The following is a 17,436-nucleotide window of genomic DNA, read 5'->3' as shown; positions in this document are numbered from 1 at the left end:
TAAACATTGTGAGGATTTAAAAGTATGTTTGATACCATTGTGAATATTCCTGGATATAAACTCACCAAAGAACTTTACAATGGTTCCAGAACTCTGGTTTATCGCGGATATCGAGAAAATGACGCATTAAAAGTAGTCATTAAGCTGCTGAAAAATCCTTATCCCAGCTTTCGGGAATTGGTACTATTTCGCAATCAATACACTATTGCTAAAAGTCTTCAGCTACCTGAAATTATCCAAACTTATAGCTTAGAACCTTATCAGAATGCTTATGCTTTGGTAATGGAAGACTTTGGGGGAATATCTCTCAAAGAGTGGATGGAGCAGCAAGAAAGCAATTTGTCTCTCAGAGACTTTTTGCCTGTGGCAATTGCTATGAGTAATATCTTAAATATTCTTTATCAAAACCGCATCATTCATAAAGATATTAAGCCTACCAATATATTAATTAATTTAGAAACTAAGCAAGTTAAATTAATTGACTTTAGTATTGCATCTCTGTTGCCACGAGAAACTCAAATGTTAATTAGTCCTAACGTACTGGAAGGCACACTTGGTTATTTGTCTCCAGAGCAAACCGGACGAATGAATCGAGGTATTGATTATCGCACTGATTTTTATTCTTTAGGTATCAGTTTTTATGAATTACTCACAGGAGAATTACCATTTCAGTCTGAAGATGCGATGGAATTGGTACATTGTCATATAGCTAAAACTGCACCTTTAGTACATGAAATCAATTCCCAAATTCCACCTGTAATATCAGAAATTGTTTACAAGTTGATGGCGAAAAATGCTGAAGATCGCTATCAAAGTGCATTAGGACTGAAATATGATTTAGAAAAATGCTGGTTACAATTAGAGGACACTGGAAGTATAGAAAGCTTTCCCATTGCCCAACGAGATTTATGCGATCGCTTCTTGATTCCTGAAAAATTATATGGACGAGAGCAGGAAATAAAACTAATTTTAGATACCTTTGACCGTGTTGCTCAAGGAAGCCGCGAATGTATTTTAGTTGGAGGATTTTCTGGTATTGGTAAAACCTCAATTGTCAATGAAGTACATAAACCAATCGTGCGACAAAGAGGTTATTTTATTTCTGGTAAATTTGACCAATTTCAACGTAATATTCCCTATGCTGCTATTGTGACAGCATTTCGCCAACTAGTACAACAATTACTCACAGAAAGCGAAATTCAATTTCAAAAATGGCAAGATAAATTGCAAACAGCTTTGGGTAATCAAGGACAAATCATTATTGAAGTTATCCCAGAAATTGAATTAATTATTGGTAAACAGCCTCCAGTTCCAATATTAGGGCCAATAGAAACTCAGATGCGGTTTAACTCTCTATTTCAACGTTTTATCGGCATCTTTGGCGCTTTTGAACATCCGCTTGTAATCTTCTTAGATGACTTACAGTGGGCTGATATCGGAACACTTAAGCTGATTGAACTGATGATGACGGATGCAAATATCCAAAATCTGTTAATTATTGGAGCTTATCGAGATAATGAAGTTGATGCTGCACATCCATTTATATTACTGGTTGAAGAACTCAAAAAGCAGGGACAAATAATCAACCAAATTATTCTCAATCCTTTAGGCTTAGAACAAATTAATCAACTTGTTGCTGATACTTTATATAGTGATATCGCCATAATTTCATCATTGGCAAACTTGATTATAGCTAAAACAGAAGGAAATCCCTTTTTTGTCAATGAATTTCTCAAAGCATTGTATCAGGAAGAGTTATTAATATTTAATTCTGAGATGAGAATATGGCAGTGGGATATCGCCCAAATTGAAGCTAGAGGTATTACTGATGATGTTATTGAATTGATGATAGGAAAACTGCAAAAACTACCAGAAACAACACAAAAAATTCTCAGTTTGGCAGCTTGTATAGGAGCTAACTTTGATTTAAATACTTTATCAATTATTTGTGAAAAATCTCACCAATATATTTACACTAATTTAGAATTAGCCCTGCAACCAGGATTTATTATCCCCACATCTAAATTAGATGAACAACTATTAATTCAAAACTATTGCTTTGGACATGATCGGATTCAACAAGCTGCTTATGCTCTGATTCCTAGTGAAAGTAGGAAATCAATACATATTAATATTGCTCGGCTAATTTTAAGAAATATTTCGTTAGCAGAAATTTCAGAACGCTTATTTGAAATCACTGATCATTTTAATTCCGGCATTGAATTAATTGATAATTTAGATGATTGTTTACAAGTAGCTCGTTTAAATTTACAAGCTGCTCAAAAAGCTAAAACAGCAATGGCTTATGCAGCAGCCTTGAAATATATGATTGCCGGAATGAGCCTATTAAATGAAGCTATTTGGGAATATGACTCCAATTTAGCCATGAGTATGTATCGTGAACGAGTGGATATTGAATATCTCAACGGGAATTTTGAAAATTCTCTGCAATGGATTGAACATACATTACTAAAAGCTCGGACTGATTTAGAAAAGGCAGATATATACACCCAGCAAATGGTACTAAATGTTCTGGCTGGACGCTACTTTGATGCTGTACAGATAACTTATCAGGCTTTTAAACTTTTGGGTGTGGATGTTCCAGAACATCTACCTGAATCTGTTGCTAAAGCGGGAATGAAAAAAATCAAAGCCTCCATGTTAGGAAAATCTATTTCATCTTTAATGGATTTACCAATGATGAGTGATCCCGCCAAGAAACTAGCGATGAAACTGCTAGATGAATTGCTACCTGCAACTTATGTTGCTAAACCAGAACTTTTTTCCTGGGTAATTGTCACTATGGTTTTATATTCCCTGGAATTTGGATTACATCCTAGTAGTTGTCATGGTTTTTCTTGTTATGGAATGCTCTTGGTGTTTGAGACGGAAGAATATCAAGATGCCTATGAATTTGGTAATATTGCACTGTTATTAGCTCAAAAATGGAATGAAGCTTTACAAATTAGTCGCACAGCTCATGTTTTAAGTGCATTTTTGATGAGTTGGGTTAAACCTGTGCATTTATCCTATCAACTGCAAGCTCTCGTTAAATCAGACTTAACTTATACCGGATATAGCTACGCCGAATGTTTTGGTAATCGTTTATTTGCTGGACAAAATATTGAAGAATTACTTGCAGAAAGCCAGATTATTCAACTGGAGTTAGAAAAATTTGAGAATAAGTATACTGAGGTTGTAAATGCTGTATTTCGATTTTCTTTACAGGAATTAGCTGGGGAAGCAGTTACAACCATCGAATGCGATCGCCAATTTTGGACAGAAGCAGATTTCATTGCTAGTTGTAAAGCGCAGAATCGATTAGCAGGATTGTGTACACATTACATTTTGCGTTCTTTAGTTTACTATTTGGCAGGCGATTTACCGCAAGCTTATGCACAAACTTGTAAAGCCGCCGAACTCATTTATACACGTAGAGCCGGAATGATTGTTCCTGCATTCTACCTTTATCATTGTTTGATTTTAGCTGCGTACTATTTTACAACTACAGAAGATGAACAGAAGAATATTTTAGAAGAATTACAAACTAGATTACAACAACTGCAAATTTGGTCAAACAATTGTCATGAAAATTTTGAGCATCTTTATTTACTAGTCAAAGCAGAAATTAATCATATTGCTGGTAAAGGTTTAGAAGTTATAGAAATCTATGATCAAGCTATTGCTTCTGCCCATGAATACGGATTTATCCACCATGAGGCGATCGCTAATGAACAAGCAGCAAAATTCTTATTGAATAAAGGTAAGGATGAATTTGCTTATATATATTTAAAAAAAGCTTACCTTGGTTATCAACAATGGAGAGCTAACGCTAAATGTAAGAATTTGGCTTCAGCATATCCGCAAGTTTTTATGACTAATTCCACCCCTCATTTTCATCTCTTGCCAGAAACAACAATTTCTAAAGTTGATACTATTCATCCTTTTATTTCTTCACAATCTACTACTCAAATTAACAGTTATCTCGATTTAGAAAGTATTCTGAAAGCCTCTCAAATATTAGCCAGGGAAATTCACGAAGAAAAATTACTGAAAATTCTCTTACAAGTTATGGTAGAAAATACAGGCGCACAAAAATGTGTCTTGCTCATCTCAGAGTCAGAACAGTTAATAGTAAAAGCTATCTATCAAATTGGCAATTTTCAAATTTTGACTAATCCCGAAACACTAGAAAATACCCAAGAAGTTCCGATTAGTTTGATCAATGTTGTCAAACGCACCTTAAAAGATTTAATGATTATTGATGCAACTACTGAACATAAATTTGTTGGTGATTTATATATTGAGAGACACCAACCAAAAAGTATAATGTGTAGTCCGATTCTTAACCAAGGTAAACTCATGGGGGTTATTTATCTAGAGAATAATGTAGCAACTGGAGTATTTACTATTGAACGTCTCCAAGTAATCAATTTACTTTCTTCTCAAGCTGCAATATCTCTAGAAAATGCTCGGCTTTACCAACAAGTGCAAAAAGCTCTAGAAGATTCATTACTCAAGCAAATTTCAATTAATCAGGCTTCCGTTGCTGTGTGGTGGATTGAAAAAGATGCTCGTATTTTCTATGTGAATGATGCTGTATGTAAAGATTTAGGATATCTGCGAGAAGAGATAATTGGGAAATATATTTTTGACTTCGATACGACTTTTAAAAAAGAATTATGGGCAGAACATTGGCAAGCAGTTTGTGAAAAAGGCGCATTTACTATTGAAAGTTGTCATCAATGTAAAAATGGGCAAATTTTTCCAGTTGAAATGACGGTTAACTATGTAGATTTCCAAGGTAAAGAATATAATTTTGTCTTCTCTAGAAATATTAGTGACCGCAAACAAGCCGAAGCTGCTGTTCAACGAAAATCCCAAGAATTAGAAACAGCATTGCAGGATTTACAACAGGCACAATTACAAATAGTTCAAAGTGAGAAAATGTCCGCTTTGGGTAATTTGGTTGCAGGTGTCGCCCATGAGATGAATAATCCTTTAGGATTTATTGCTGCGAGTCTCCAACAAGCTAAACCTAATTTGTCTGATATGATTACACATCTAAAATTATATCAAGAAAGCTTACAAACTCCAGAATATACAATTCTAGAACACGCTGAAGAAATTGATTTAGATTATATTTTAGAAGATTTTCCCAAGATGATTGAATCTATGGTTATGGCGTGCGACAGATTGAAAAATATCAGCACTAGCCTGCGGACATTTTCTCGCGCGGATCAAAATTATAAAGTTAAATTTAACTTACATGAAGGTATTGATAGTACCATTTTAATTCTCAAGCACCGCCTCAAAGCTAATAACCAGCGTCCAGCCATTGAAGTGCTCACTAATTATGGTGATTTACCTCAAATTAACTGTTTTCCTGGGCAATTAAATCAGGTGTTTATGAATATCCTGGCTAATGCGATTGATGCCTTAGAAGAAGCAAGTATTGGCAAAACAGTTTCTGAAATTAAAGCTCATCCTAATTGCATTACAATTACGACGGCAATAGTAGATAAATATGTCAATATTTCCATTGCTGATAATGCTAATGGCATGGGTGAAGACATCAAACAAAAAATATTTGACCATTTATTTACTACCAAATCTGTGGGTAAAGGTACAGGTTTAGGATTGGCGATCGCCCTTCAAATTATTGAAGAAAAACACGGCGGTAAAATCACCGTTAATTCTGTTGTTGGTGAAGGAACTGAATTTATAATTTCTCTACCCATAGCTTAAGTTATATTGTGTACGCTAAAAGACTTATTATAAAGACCGCAGGGAGCAAGGAGCAGGGAGAAAGGAGAAGAAGAGTTTTGCCTTTTAACTTTTCTTTTACCTTGCTCCATCAATCTCACGCTGGAATTTCAATCACAAATTCTGTACCTTGTCCTAAAACAGAGTGACAACTTAACTTACCACCGTGGACTTCTTCAACGATTTGCCGAGCAATGGCTAATCCTAATCCTGTACCTTTACCAACTCCTTTCGTAGTAAATAAATGGTCGAATATTTTTTGTTTAATTTCTTCGCTCATACCTTTACCGTTATCAGCAATTGAGATTTTGACAGATTTTTCTACAAGCAATGTTGTAATTTTAATTTGGTTGGGATCAGCCTTGATTTCTGTAAAGCTTCTACCTGTATTTGCTTCCTCTAAAGCATCAATCGCATTGGCGAGAATATTCATAAATACCTGATTTAACTGTCCAGGAAAACATTCTATTTGGGGCAAATCGCCGTAATCAGTGATAACTTCAATCGCTGGACGTTGTTCATTTGCTTTGAGGCGATGTTTGAGAATTAAGATGGTGCTATCAATGCCATGATGAAGATTGAATTGGACTTTGTAATCTTTATCAGCACGCGAGAAAGTCCGCAGACTAGTGCTAATATTTTTTAATCTGTCGCAAGCAATCATCATGGCATCTAGAGTTTTTGGTAAATCTTCTAACAGATAATCCAAGTCAATTTCTTCGGCATGGTCTTGAATTTCAGTACTAGGATTTTCTAGATTTACTTGATAGAGTTTTAAATGTTCTATGATATCTCCCAAATTTGGTTTAGTTTGTTTGAGAGTTGCAGAAATAAAGCCTAAAGGATTATTCATTTCATGCGCCACTCCCGCAACTAAATTACCCAAAGCTGACATTTTTTCACTTTGGATGATTTGCAATTGTGCTGTTTGTAAGTCTTGGAGAGCTTTTTGTAAGTCTAATGATTTTTGTTGTAAAGCCAGTTCAGCTTGTTTACGCTCATTAATATCTCGCATAACAACTACCGCACCAATTTTATTACCCCAAGCATCAAAGATTGCTTGACCACTAGCTAACAAAATTCTCGGTGTACCATTTTTGGGAGCAATTACCATCTCGACGTTTTCGATTTTTTCCCCTTGTAAAGCACGAAATAAAGGAATTTCGTGGGTTGATAATGGTGTTTGCCCATCAGGCTGATAAAGGTCAAAATGTTCTGCCCATTTTTCAGGGGGTAATGATGCTATTGGTAAGCCATGAAATTCATAAGTTGCTTTGTTAAATAAGGTCAATGTGCCGTTAGCATCACAAACAACAATTCCATCTGTAATATTATCAATGATGATATTTAAAAATTCTCGTTCTTGAGCCAGAGACGCTTCAGTTTGTTGTAATTGTGCCAGGGAAATTTGTAAGGAATGGGATTTTTCTTGTTCTCGCTCATAAAGTCGGGCATTTTCTAGCGAAATCGCCGCTTGCGTACAGAGTAAATTCAACAGTTCGACGCGATCGCTAGTGAAGGCTCCTGTTGCTAAATTATTTTCTAGATATAAAATCCCCAGCAATTTACCTTGATGCAAAATTGGACTACACAAGATACTCTTGGGCTGTTGTCGAACAATATATGGGTCGTTGGCTAAGGTATAATCTGCGACTGCATCCCGTAGGACAACAGTTTGGCGGTTGTGCTTGACTTTGTAAATTAACTTGTGGGGAATTTCTTGACTGTCTTCAACTGGAATCCTCTGCAAGACAACTGGTGGTTTTCCTTCTGTCATCAAGCCTTTGATGAACAGACGCTCATCTCGCAATAACATTAAGACACATTTATCAGCCCCAGAATTTTTCACAACAATCGCCAGCAATGTTGACAGCAATTTTCCTAGTTCAATTTCGCCAGCCAGAGTTTGATAAGCTGTGAGAATCGCTTTTAAATCGAAGGTATCAGAGATATTGCTACTAGAAGTAGGGGAACTGGTAGAGGTGAAAATTCCTGAAGCCAGGATAGTTTCGTTAGTTGTAATCGTCGCACGAGTTGATTGTAATATCGGCGCAAGTAATTGGGGATAGCGTGTTTCTAAATCGGCAATTTTGGCTTTTGCACCCCAATGGGCATAAGCATAATAAGCTTGAATCATGTATTCCTCGGCGATGCGCGGTTTATCCCATTGCAGATAAAACTTGGCTGCTAATTCTTGGGCGAGGGCTTCTTCGTTGATAAATTGATGTTCTTTAGCCAGATTTATCGCTTTGTCATAACACTCACTGGCGGCAAATTTTTCACCCAAAACTCGATGACGTTCAGCCTCGACTAAATACCATTTATGCAAGTGGTTCATCGGCGCATAACCAGCCCATTGGTGCAGAAATGTTTGGTGGCTGGCTGCAACCGCCAGCAGTTCGGCTTGTTCTGTTTCTGGCTGGTTGGGGACAAGTCCTAGATAAGTTAGCGCCGCATAAAAATGGAAAATCGGTACAAAAATCGATCCTGATACTGCCATTAAACAAGGCTTGGCTTGGTCAATATAGTTGCGTGCATTTGTATAATTAGCAAAATAGCAAGCAAGTAGCAGTTTGTAGATATAAGCTTGGGCGATCGCAATGAAGTCATTATCTTGCTGGTGCTTAGTCAGCATGAATGTTTCATTGTAGGTATTACCAATCAAGTAATCTGGTTGGCTAACTGGTTCTATTAAGTTCTCCGCTGCTTGTTTACCCAAATTCAAATATACTTGAGCCGAATATTGTTTTACCTGAGCCAATGCCAGACTATAATCAGCCATCGCTGGAACAAAACGATGCAGTTCTTCACCAGTGAAAAATCTGCCATCACTGTGACCACCCAAAGCAAAACCAGCGTGTAAAAAATCTCCGGTTTCGATACCAGTTTGGTAGGCGGTTAACAACAGAGGGATTGTGGCATCTAATCGCTCTTGGTAATGTTGAATAAAGCAGCCAAACAAAGAAAGGACAACGGATTTATGCTTTTGGATCTGAAATTTTTCCAGTAAATTGATCGCCAACTGACCAAAAGCATAGCCTGTGACTGCATCTTCTAAGAATGCACACAACACCATCCCGTGAATACCATATCCAGTTGTGGATGCTACAGTATTACCTGATTGCAGAGATAAACTCACCATCATCGAACTTAACCAGGGTAATAAACCGGGCATTCCTTGGATGATGGGTGAAAACAGCATTCCCAACACTTCGATTGCGGCTTCTGTAGTGGGATCGGTCATTAATGGCAGATTGAGCAAGTCTGCAATGTTTCTGCCTGAAAGTTGAGTATTCAGGTTTTGTAGGATGTTACCAGTCAAGGCTGGATCAGGTGCTTGTGGCAGTTCGACCCCTAATTGCGCTAATGCTGTTCTGCCAACTGCGATCGCCTCTAACACATTACTTTGTAAAACTTGGGCGGCAATTTGAATTTCATAAATTTTAACTTTATCTAAAATGCTGCGAGCCGATAGCAATACGATGCTTGCTATTTGTTCCATACTGGCAAAGTCACTAGTTAAATAACTCGCTTCTGCCGCCGCAACATGAAGATGCAAAGCCAATTCATACTGCTGAATCCAACAATTTTCTTGTAATAGTTCTAGTCCAGTTTGAAAATATATTCTGGCTGCGGAATATGCTGTAGAATTTCTCGCCTTAGTTCCTGCTTTTAAATTGAGTTGCGCTAATTGTTCCTGTGCTTTTGGTTCAGTAATTAACTGAATGCCTTGATTCAAATGTCCAACAATATCAAATATTTTTTCCTCTTGTTCGGTGTCAGATAAATTTTGTTGGAGTAATTGCCCGATTTGGAGATGAGTTGCTTGTTTTCGCTCTTGAGGAATCAGCGAATAGGCGGCTTGCTGTACTCTGTCATGCAAAAATTTATACTTTGCCAATTGTTGATTAGTATTGCTTGATTCTAGGGTCAGGCGATCGCCTTCAATTCCCTGGTAAAATTTATAAACTTCACTAATGGGTAAAATTAACCCTTCTTGCAATGCTTTCCACAAATCAGCAGCAGTTTCTATCTCTGACTGCTGAGAAACAATTGCCAAAGTTGCCAAATCAAAAGAATTCCCAATACAAGCCGCTAATTGTAAGATATTTTGTGTTGATTGTGGCATTTTTTGTAATTGCCATGCCATGAAAGCCACAACATCATCTGTAAGTGCCAGTTGATTGACTTGAGTAATATCACATTGCCAACAACCCAAGTCAAAATCAAATTGAATGAGATTTTCTTGATGTAATGATTTCAGAAATTGGGTGGCAAAAAACGGATTGCCCTGGGTTTTTTGATAGATTAATACAGAAAGATTCCATACCAAATCTTCGGGTGATTTTAGGGTTTCTGATACTAATTGATTTAATTCAATTTGATTTAATGGGGCTAAATAAATAGTATTAATTGGGGTTTGTGTTTTTTGAATTTCATTTAAAGTCAACATTAATGGATCTGCTGGCTTGACTTCATTATTACGATACGCCCCAATTAAAAAAAGATAACCTGTATCAGTCATTAAAAGCTGGATTAAGTTTAATGATGCTGAATCTGCCCATTGCAAATCATCTAAAAATATCACTAAGGGATGTTCAGCACAGGTAAATACTTGGGTAAACTTTTGAAATAATAAATTAAATCTATTTTGTGCTGCTGTGCCAGATAATTCTATAGCAGGTGGCTGTTTACCAATAATGATTTCTAATTCGGGAATAACTTCCATAATTACCCCGCCATTTTCACCCACGGCCGCTAAAATTTTATTTTTCCATTGTTGAATTTGTGTATCACTTTCAGTTAAGATTTGACCTATCAAGTCGCGGAATGCTTGCACAAAAGCACCCAAGGGAATATTCCGTTGAAATTGGTCATATTTACCTTTGATAAAATAACCGCGTTGTCTGACAATTGGTTTATGAACTTCATTCACAACTGCCGTTTTACCAATTCCAGATAACCCCGCAACCAGCATTATTTCTGTTGCGCCTTGGCTGACTCGTTCAAATGCTTGTAATAGAGTATCTACTTCCCCTTGTCTACCATAAAGTTTATCAGGAATAATGAAGCGATCGCATATATCCCGTTTTCCAATTTCAAAAGGTTCAATAAAACCCGTTGCTTGGAGTTGAGATAAACACTTTTCTAAATCATATTTTATTCCCAAAGCACTTTGATACCTATCCTCAGCATTTTTCGCCATCAATTTCATGACAATATCACATAAAACTTTTGGTATTTCTGCCCTTCTTCCTCCATTTTGCTCACTGAGCGAAGTCGAAGTCTGGTCACTGAGCGAAGTCGAAGTGAGCCTCCTACCTTCTAAACTAGGCGGCATTTTCGCAATATGACAATGTACCAACTCCATCGCATCATGTGATTGAAAAGGTAATTCTCCTGTGAGTAATTCATAAAAAGTCACACCTAAAGAATAAAAATCAGTCCGGTAATCAATTGGGCGATTCATTCTTCCGGTTTGTTCTGGAGAAATATAAGCAAGTGTCCCTTCTAAGACGTTAGGATTAACAATCGCTGGTGTTTCTCGTGGTAATAAAGATGCAATGCTAAAATCAATTAATTTAACTTGTTTGGTTAAAGGATTAATTAAGATATTACTCGGTTTAATATCTTTATGAATAATCCGCTCGTGATATAAAATATCTAAAGTTCTGCACAGTGAAATTGCAATTTCTAAAAACTCCTCCAGAAATTCTTCCCCATTCTTAGCCTTCCATTCTGGAAGAGAAATGCCACCAAAATCTTCCATGATTAACGCATAACCATTTTTGTATGCTTCTAAGCTATAGGTTTGAATAATTAGCGGTGAGTTGAGATTTTTGGCGATGCTGTACTGATTGCAAAAAGATAAAAGTTCACTAAAACTAGGATAAGAGTTTTTCAGCAGTTTAATGACTACAGGTAAATTGTCAGCTTCTCTGACTGTCCGGTAAACTACAGTTCTAGAACCATCATAGATTTGTTCGCTGACTATATATCCGGGAAGACTGACTGGAGTGCTAATCATAACTGCGTTCAGACTGGAGAATGTGTTATTTAGTGTTCCCAAAATTGCTTAGAGGACTTCAAAAAGCAAAAAAGTTGCTCTGAACTGTTTTATATGATGTATGTAGGGGAATAATAATCAAGTATATTTAGTAACTCATTAGTATGCTCAGTCTTCCCAACTACACACTCACCGAAGAACTATACAATGGCTCCAGAACCATAGTTTATCGAGGATATCGAAAAACTGACTCATTAAAAGTAGTCATCAAATTTCTGAAAAATCCTTACCCAAACTATCAGGAACTATTATCATTTTGTAATCAGTACACTATTACAAAAAATCTCAATTCTCCTCTCATTATTCAAACCTATAGCCTAGAATCTTATCAAAACAGTTATGTGCTGGTAATGGAAGATTTTGGTGGCATCTCTCTCAAACAATGGCTACTGCAACAAAACCAAGCATCTCTACAAGAGTTTTTAGAAATCACAATTTCACTATGCGATGCACTTGATTTGCTCTATCAAGAGGGCATCATCCATAAAGACATTAAACCCAGCAATATTTTAATAAATCCCGAAAGTAAACAAGTAAAACTAATCGACTTTAGCATCGCAACATTACTCCCAAGAGAAAGCCAAACTCTAGTTAACCCCAATGTCTTAGAAGGAACCCTAGCCTACATTTCCCCAGAACAAACAGGAAGAATGAATCGGGGTATTGACTACCGCACAGACTTCTACTCCTTGGGAGTAACATTTTACGAACTACTTACAGGAGAACTACCATTTCAATCAAACGATGCAATGGAATTGGTACATTCTCACATTGCGAAAATGCCACCTAGTCTAGAAAACAGGAGGCTCACTGAGCGAAGTCGAAGTGAGCGAAGTCGAAGTGAGCGAAGTCGAAGTGAGCAAAATCCAGGAGATAGAAGAGAAGAAATACCAAAAGTTTTATGCGATATTGTGATGAAACTAATGGCGAAAAATGCCGAAGACAGATATCAAAGCGCCTTGGGATTGAAATATGATTTAGAAAAATGCTTGCGTCAACTCAAAGAAACAGGTGAGATAGAGAATTTTATCATTGGACAGAGGGACTTGTGCGATCGCTTCCTCATCCCTGATCAACTCTATGGCAGAGAAGCCGAAATAGATACCCTCTTACAAGCATTTACAAGAGTCAGTCAAAGCGCCACAGAAATCATGTTAGTTTCCGGCTTTTCGGGAATTGGCAAAACAGCCGTCGTCAACGAAGTACATAAACCCATCGTCAAACAACATGGTTATTTCATTAAAGGTAAATTTGACCAATTTAATCGCAACATTCCCTTTAGTGCCTTCGTCCAAGCATTCCGCGATTTAATCGGGCAATTATTAACAGAAAGCGATGCCCAAATTCAGCAATGGCAAAGCAAAATCTTAGCAGCCATTGGCGACAGTGGACAAGTCATCATTAATGTCATTCCCGAACTAGAACAAATTCTCGGTAAACAACCACCAGTCCCAGAACTCTCAGGTATAAGCGCCGAAAATCGATTTTATTTCATCTGGCAAAAATTCATCAAAGTCTTTACAACTAACGAACATCCCTTAGTATTATTCCTCGATGATTTGCAATGGGCTGATATCGCATCATTCAAATTAATGCAGCTATTAATGACTGACACCACCCATTTATTATTAATTGGTGCTTATCGAGACCATGAAGTCAGTCCCATACATCCATTAATGTTAACTTTGGCTGAACTTGAAAAAAACCACACAACAATTCATCAATTACACTTATTACCCCTCAGCCAAGAACAAGTTAATCAATTAGTAGCCGATACCCTGAAATGTCCTGAAAATTTAGCTTGGCCTCTGTCACAACTGATAGCACAAAAAACCCACGGCAATCCCTTTTTTACAACACAGTTTCTCAAAGCCCTGCATCAAGATCAACTGATTCAATTTAACTATGACTTGGGCTGTTGGGAATGCGACATCACAAAAGTTAGTCAACAAGCAGTGACAAATGATGTAGTCACCTTCATGACATTTCAGTTACAAAGATTGCCATTAGCAACGCAATATGTATTACAGTTAGCCGCGTATATTGGCAATCAATTTGATTTGACAACCTTAGCCATTGTGGCGGAGACATCAGAAATTGAAGTGGCGGCAGATTTATGGAAAGCATTACAGGAAGGGTTAATTTTACCGACAAATAATATTTATAAGTTTTATCAAAGAGATGTGAATGATGAAGTCATCATCAACCATGACCATCAAAATCATCAAATATCAGTCCAATATCGATTTTTACACGACCGCATTCAACAAGCAGCTTATTCATTAATTCCTTTAGAACAAAAACAAAAAACTCATTACCGCATTGGCAAACTACTGTTACAAAAAGTTTCTGTCACTGCAAGGGAAGGGCGAATTTTTGAAATTGTGAATCAATTAAATCAGGGTGTAGATTTAATTACCCAAGTCACTGAAAAAGAGGAACTTGCACAACTTAATTTGATGGCTTGTCGCAAAGCTAAAGCCGCCACTGCTTATCAAGCGGCGCGGGAGTATGTCACTGTGGGATTATCTTTGTTATGTCCTCAAGCTTGGCAATTGCAATATGAAATCACCCTCGCCTTGCATGAATTAGCTGCGGAATTAGCTATGCTTTGCGGTGATTTTGATACTATGGAACTTTTCATTGATATTGTAATTGCCCAAGCACAATCTTTATTAGAACAGATAAATGTTTACTGCTTGAAAATTGAAGCTAATCATTTACAGAATAAACAAATCGAATCTGTGGAAACTGGAAGAAAACTTTTACAAAAGTTGGGTGTAACGCTGCCAGAAATACCGACACCAACAGATATTCAAGAGTCAATGCAAGAAATTAGCGAATTACTGGTTAACAAAAGAGTTGCAGATTTTGTTCATTTACCTGTGATGACAGATGCTAATACTATTGCCATTGTGGAGTCTATTCGCAGTATCTTACCAGCAGCTTATGTTTCTGCCTCTCCTATACTGCCATTACTGACTGCTTTATCCGTTAAATTATCTCTGCGATATGGTCATGTTCCTGCTTCTGCTTATGGTTATGTTTCTCATAGCGTGATTATTTGCCAGCTGCTGCAAGATGTAGATTTAGCTGTCCAGTTTGCTCAATTAGCATGGGATGTGGTTTTAAAACTTGATGCTAAAGCTAGTAAACCAGAAATATTAATGGTGTTGGCAAGTTTTATCCTGCATCAAAAATCTCACCTCAAGGAAACCTTACCTTTGTTGCAGGAAAGCTACACAACTGCTTTAGAAGTTGGCAACTTAGTCTTTGCAGGCGCTAGTGTTCACAATTTTTGCTTACATTCGTTTTGGTCTGGTCAACCTTTGGTAAGTGTGGAACAAGAGATGGGTAATTACTACAATAGTTTGCTCCAGATCAAACAGATGTCATCAGCAAGTTACTGTAGCATTTATTGGCAAGCTGCTTTAAATTTACTAGGTTGTACGGGAAATCCTACTATTTTGTCTGGTTCAGCCCTGCAAGAAGCAGAATGTCTTTCCCGATTGCGTTCAGCAAATGATTTTTCTGGTTTTTATATTTTCTACTTATATAAATTGCAACTATGCTATTTGTTTGCAGAACTTGAACAAGCTAATAGTTATGCTTTTGAGTGCCGAAAATATTTAATTGCTGCATCAGGATCGGCTACTTTACCTGCTTTTTATCTATATGATTCTTTAGTGGCTTTAGCCCAATTCAGCCTAGATTGTAGCGAAGTTGCAACTGTATTAGAACGAGTGGCGCAAAACCAAACTCAGTTACAGCAATGGGCTTATCATGCGCCAATGAATCACCAACATAAATTTGACTTATTAGAAGCAGAAAAATGTCGTGTTTTAGGAGAGAAAGTAGCAGCCAGTGAACTATACGACAAAGCCATTGCTTCGGCTCAAGCTCACGAATATCTTGCTGAAGAAGCACTGGCTAATGAACTAGCAGCCAAATTTTATCTTGATTGGGGTAAACCGCGCATAGCTGAGGAATACATGATTCAAGCCTACTATGCTTATGCTCGTTGGGGTGCAAAAGCCAAAATTGCTGACTTAGAACAACACTATGCCGAATTACTTGCACCGATATTACAATCAACTCGTGCGACTGTGACAACTAACGAAACTATCCTAGCTTCAGCAACTTTCACATCCACCAGTTCCCCTACTTCTAGCAGCAGTATTTCCGATAGCCTGGATTTAAGAGCGATTCTTACTGCTTACCAAACTCTGGCTAGTGAAATTGAACTAGAAAAACTGCTGTCAACATTGCTGGCTATTGTTGTGAAGAATGCTGGGGCTGATAAATGTGTGTTAATACTATTGCAAGATAATTCCTTGGTGATTGCAGGCTCAATTACAGAAGGAAATCAGCCAACTTTATTGCAGAATCTTGCTATTGAGGACAGCCAGGATATTCCTTTGAAATTAATTTATAAAGTCAAGCACAGTCAGCAAATGGTTGTTTTGGTGGATGCGACAACTGATCTTAGCCTAGCTAACGACTCGTATATTGTCCGTCAGCAACCTCAAAGTATCTTGTGCAGCCCGATTTTACAGCAAGGCAAGTTAATCGGTATTTTATATCTTGAAAATAATTTAGTGACGGGGGCATTTACTAGCGATCGCGTAGAAATCTTAAATTTACTTTGCACTCAAGCCGCCATCTCATTAGAAAATGCCCGACTTTATCAAAAATCTCAACAAGCATTACAAGATTTACAACAAGCCCAATTACAAATAATCCAAAGTGAGAAAATGTCTGCGTTGGGTAATTTAGTGGCGGGAGTTGCCCATGAAATGAATAATCCTCTGGGCTTTATTTCAGTGAGTCTCCAACACACTAAACCGAATGTCGCTGATTTGACGGAACATCTCAAACTCTATCAAGACGTGTTAGAAAATCCGGGTGAGGAAATTCAAGACCACGCTGAAGAAATTGACTTGGATTATCTGTTAATAGACTTACCAAAAACAATCGATGCAATGGTTATGGCGTGCGACAGATTAAAAAATATTAGTACTAGCTTGCGGACATTTTCTCGCGCTGATCAAGATTCTAAAGTACAGTTTAATTTACATGAAGGTATTGATAGTACCATTTTAATTCTCAAGCATCGCCTCAAAGCTAACGAAAAACGTCCCGCCATTGAAGTTATCACTAATTACGCTAATTTACCTTTAGTCAATTGTTTCCCTGGGCAATTAAATCAGGTGTTTATGAATATCTTGGCTAATGCTATTGATGCTTTAGAAGAAGCAAGTATTGGTAAAAGCTTTGCAGAAATTCAAGCTCATCCTAACCAGATTACAATTACTACCGCAATTGTAGATAAATATGCAAAAATCTCTATTGCTGATAATGGTCAAGGTATGAGCGAAGAAATTCAGCAAAAAATATTTGACCATTTGTTTACTACTAAGGCTGTGGGTAAAGGTACTGGTTTAGGATTGGCTATTGCGCGTCAAATTGTCGCAGAAACCCACGGTGGAACCTTAAGTTGTCACTCAACTCTAGGTGTAGGAACAGAATTTATCATTCAAGTGCCGTTATAAATTTTTGCTCATTTTTATCATAAATTTAACGTGGCTGAGAAAAATTGGGCA

Annotated in this window: 3 protein-coding genes; 2 read left to right on the top strand and 1 reads right to left on the bottom strand. The window is 37.2% G+C overall.

Annotation, left to right across the window (positions count from 1 at the left end):
* Positions 1–24 precede the first annotated feature (24 nt).
* The gene (locus H6G79_RS17895) at positions 25–5,748 is read left to right on the top strand and encodes an ATP-binding sensor histidine kinase (protein ID WP_190590814.1); all 5,724 of its coding nucleotides are present in this window, start codon (positions 25–27) and stop codon (positions 5,746–5,748) included.
* A gap of 115 nt (positions 5,749–5,863) precedes the next feature.
* Here the strand turns inward: H6G79_RS17895 and H6G79_RS17890 are convergent, their stop codons facing one another.
* Positions 5,864–11,794 (bottom strand): ATP-binding sensor histidine kinase, encoded by a 5,931-nt coding sequence (locus H6G79_RS17890; RefSeq protein WP_190590816.1) that lies wholly within the window; start codon positions 11,792–11,794, stop codon positions 5,864–5,866.
* Positions 11,795–11,937: 143 nt separating this feature from the next.
* Here H6G79_RS17890 and H6G79_RS17885 point away from each other — a divergent pair, with 143 nt between their 5' ends.
* The gene (locus H6G79_RS17885) at positions 11,938–17,385 is read left to right on the top strand and encodes an ATP-binding sensor histidine kinase (RefSeq protein WP_191049364.1); all 5,448 of its coding nucleotides are present in this window, start codon (positions 11,938–11,940) and stop codon (positions 17,383–17,385) included.
* Positions 17,386–17,436 lie beyond the last annotated feature (51 nt).

It is taken from the genome of Anabaena sp. FACHB-83 (assembly GCF_014697485.1).
Lineage (GTDB): Bacteria > Cyanobacteriota > Cyanobacteriia > Cyanobacteriales > Nostocaceae > Nostoc_B.
Note: the sequence above shows the minus strand (reverse complement) of the source record. Positions and strands in the feature narration are given on the sequence as shown.

What these genes read in the sequence shown, in the direction of transcription:
- H6G79_RS17895 (WP_190590814.1), top strand. Translation starts at nt 25, where the DNA reads ATGTTTGATACCATTGTGAATATTCCTGGATATAAACTCACCAAAGAA.
- H6G79_RS17890 (WP_190590816.1), bottom strand. Translation starts at nt 11,794, where the DNA reads ATGATTAGCACTCCAGTCAGTCTTCCCGGATATATAGTCAGCGAACAA.
- H6G79_RS17885 (WP_191049364.1), top strand. Translation starts at nt 11,938, where the DNA reads ATGCTCAGTCTTCCCAACTACACACTCACCGAAGAACTATACAATGGC.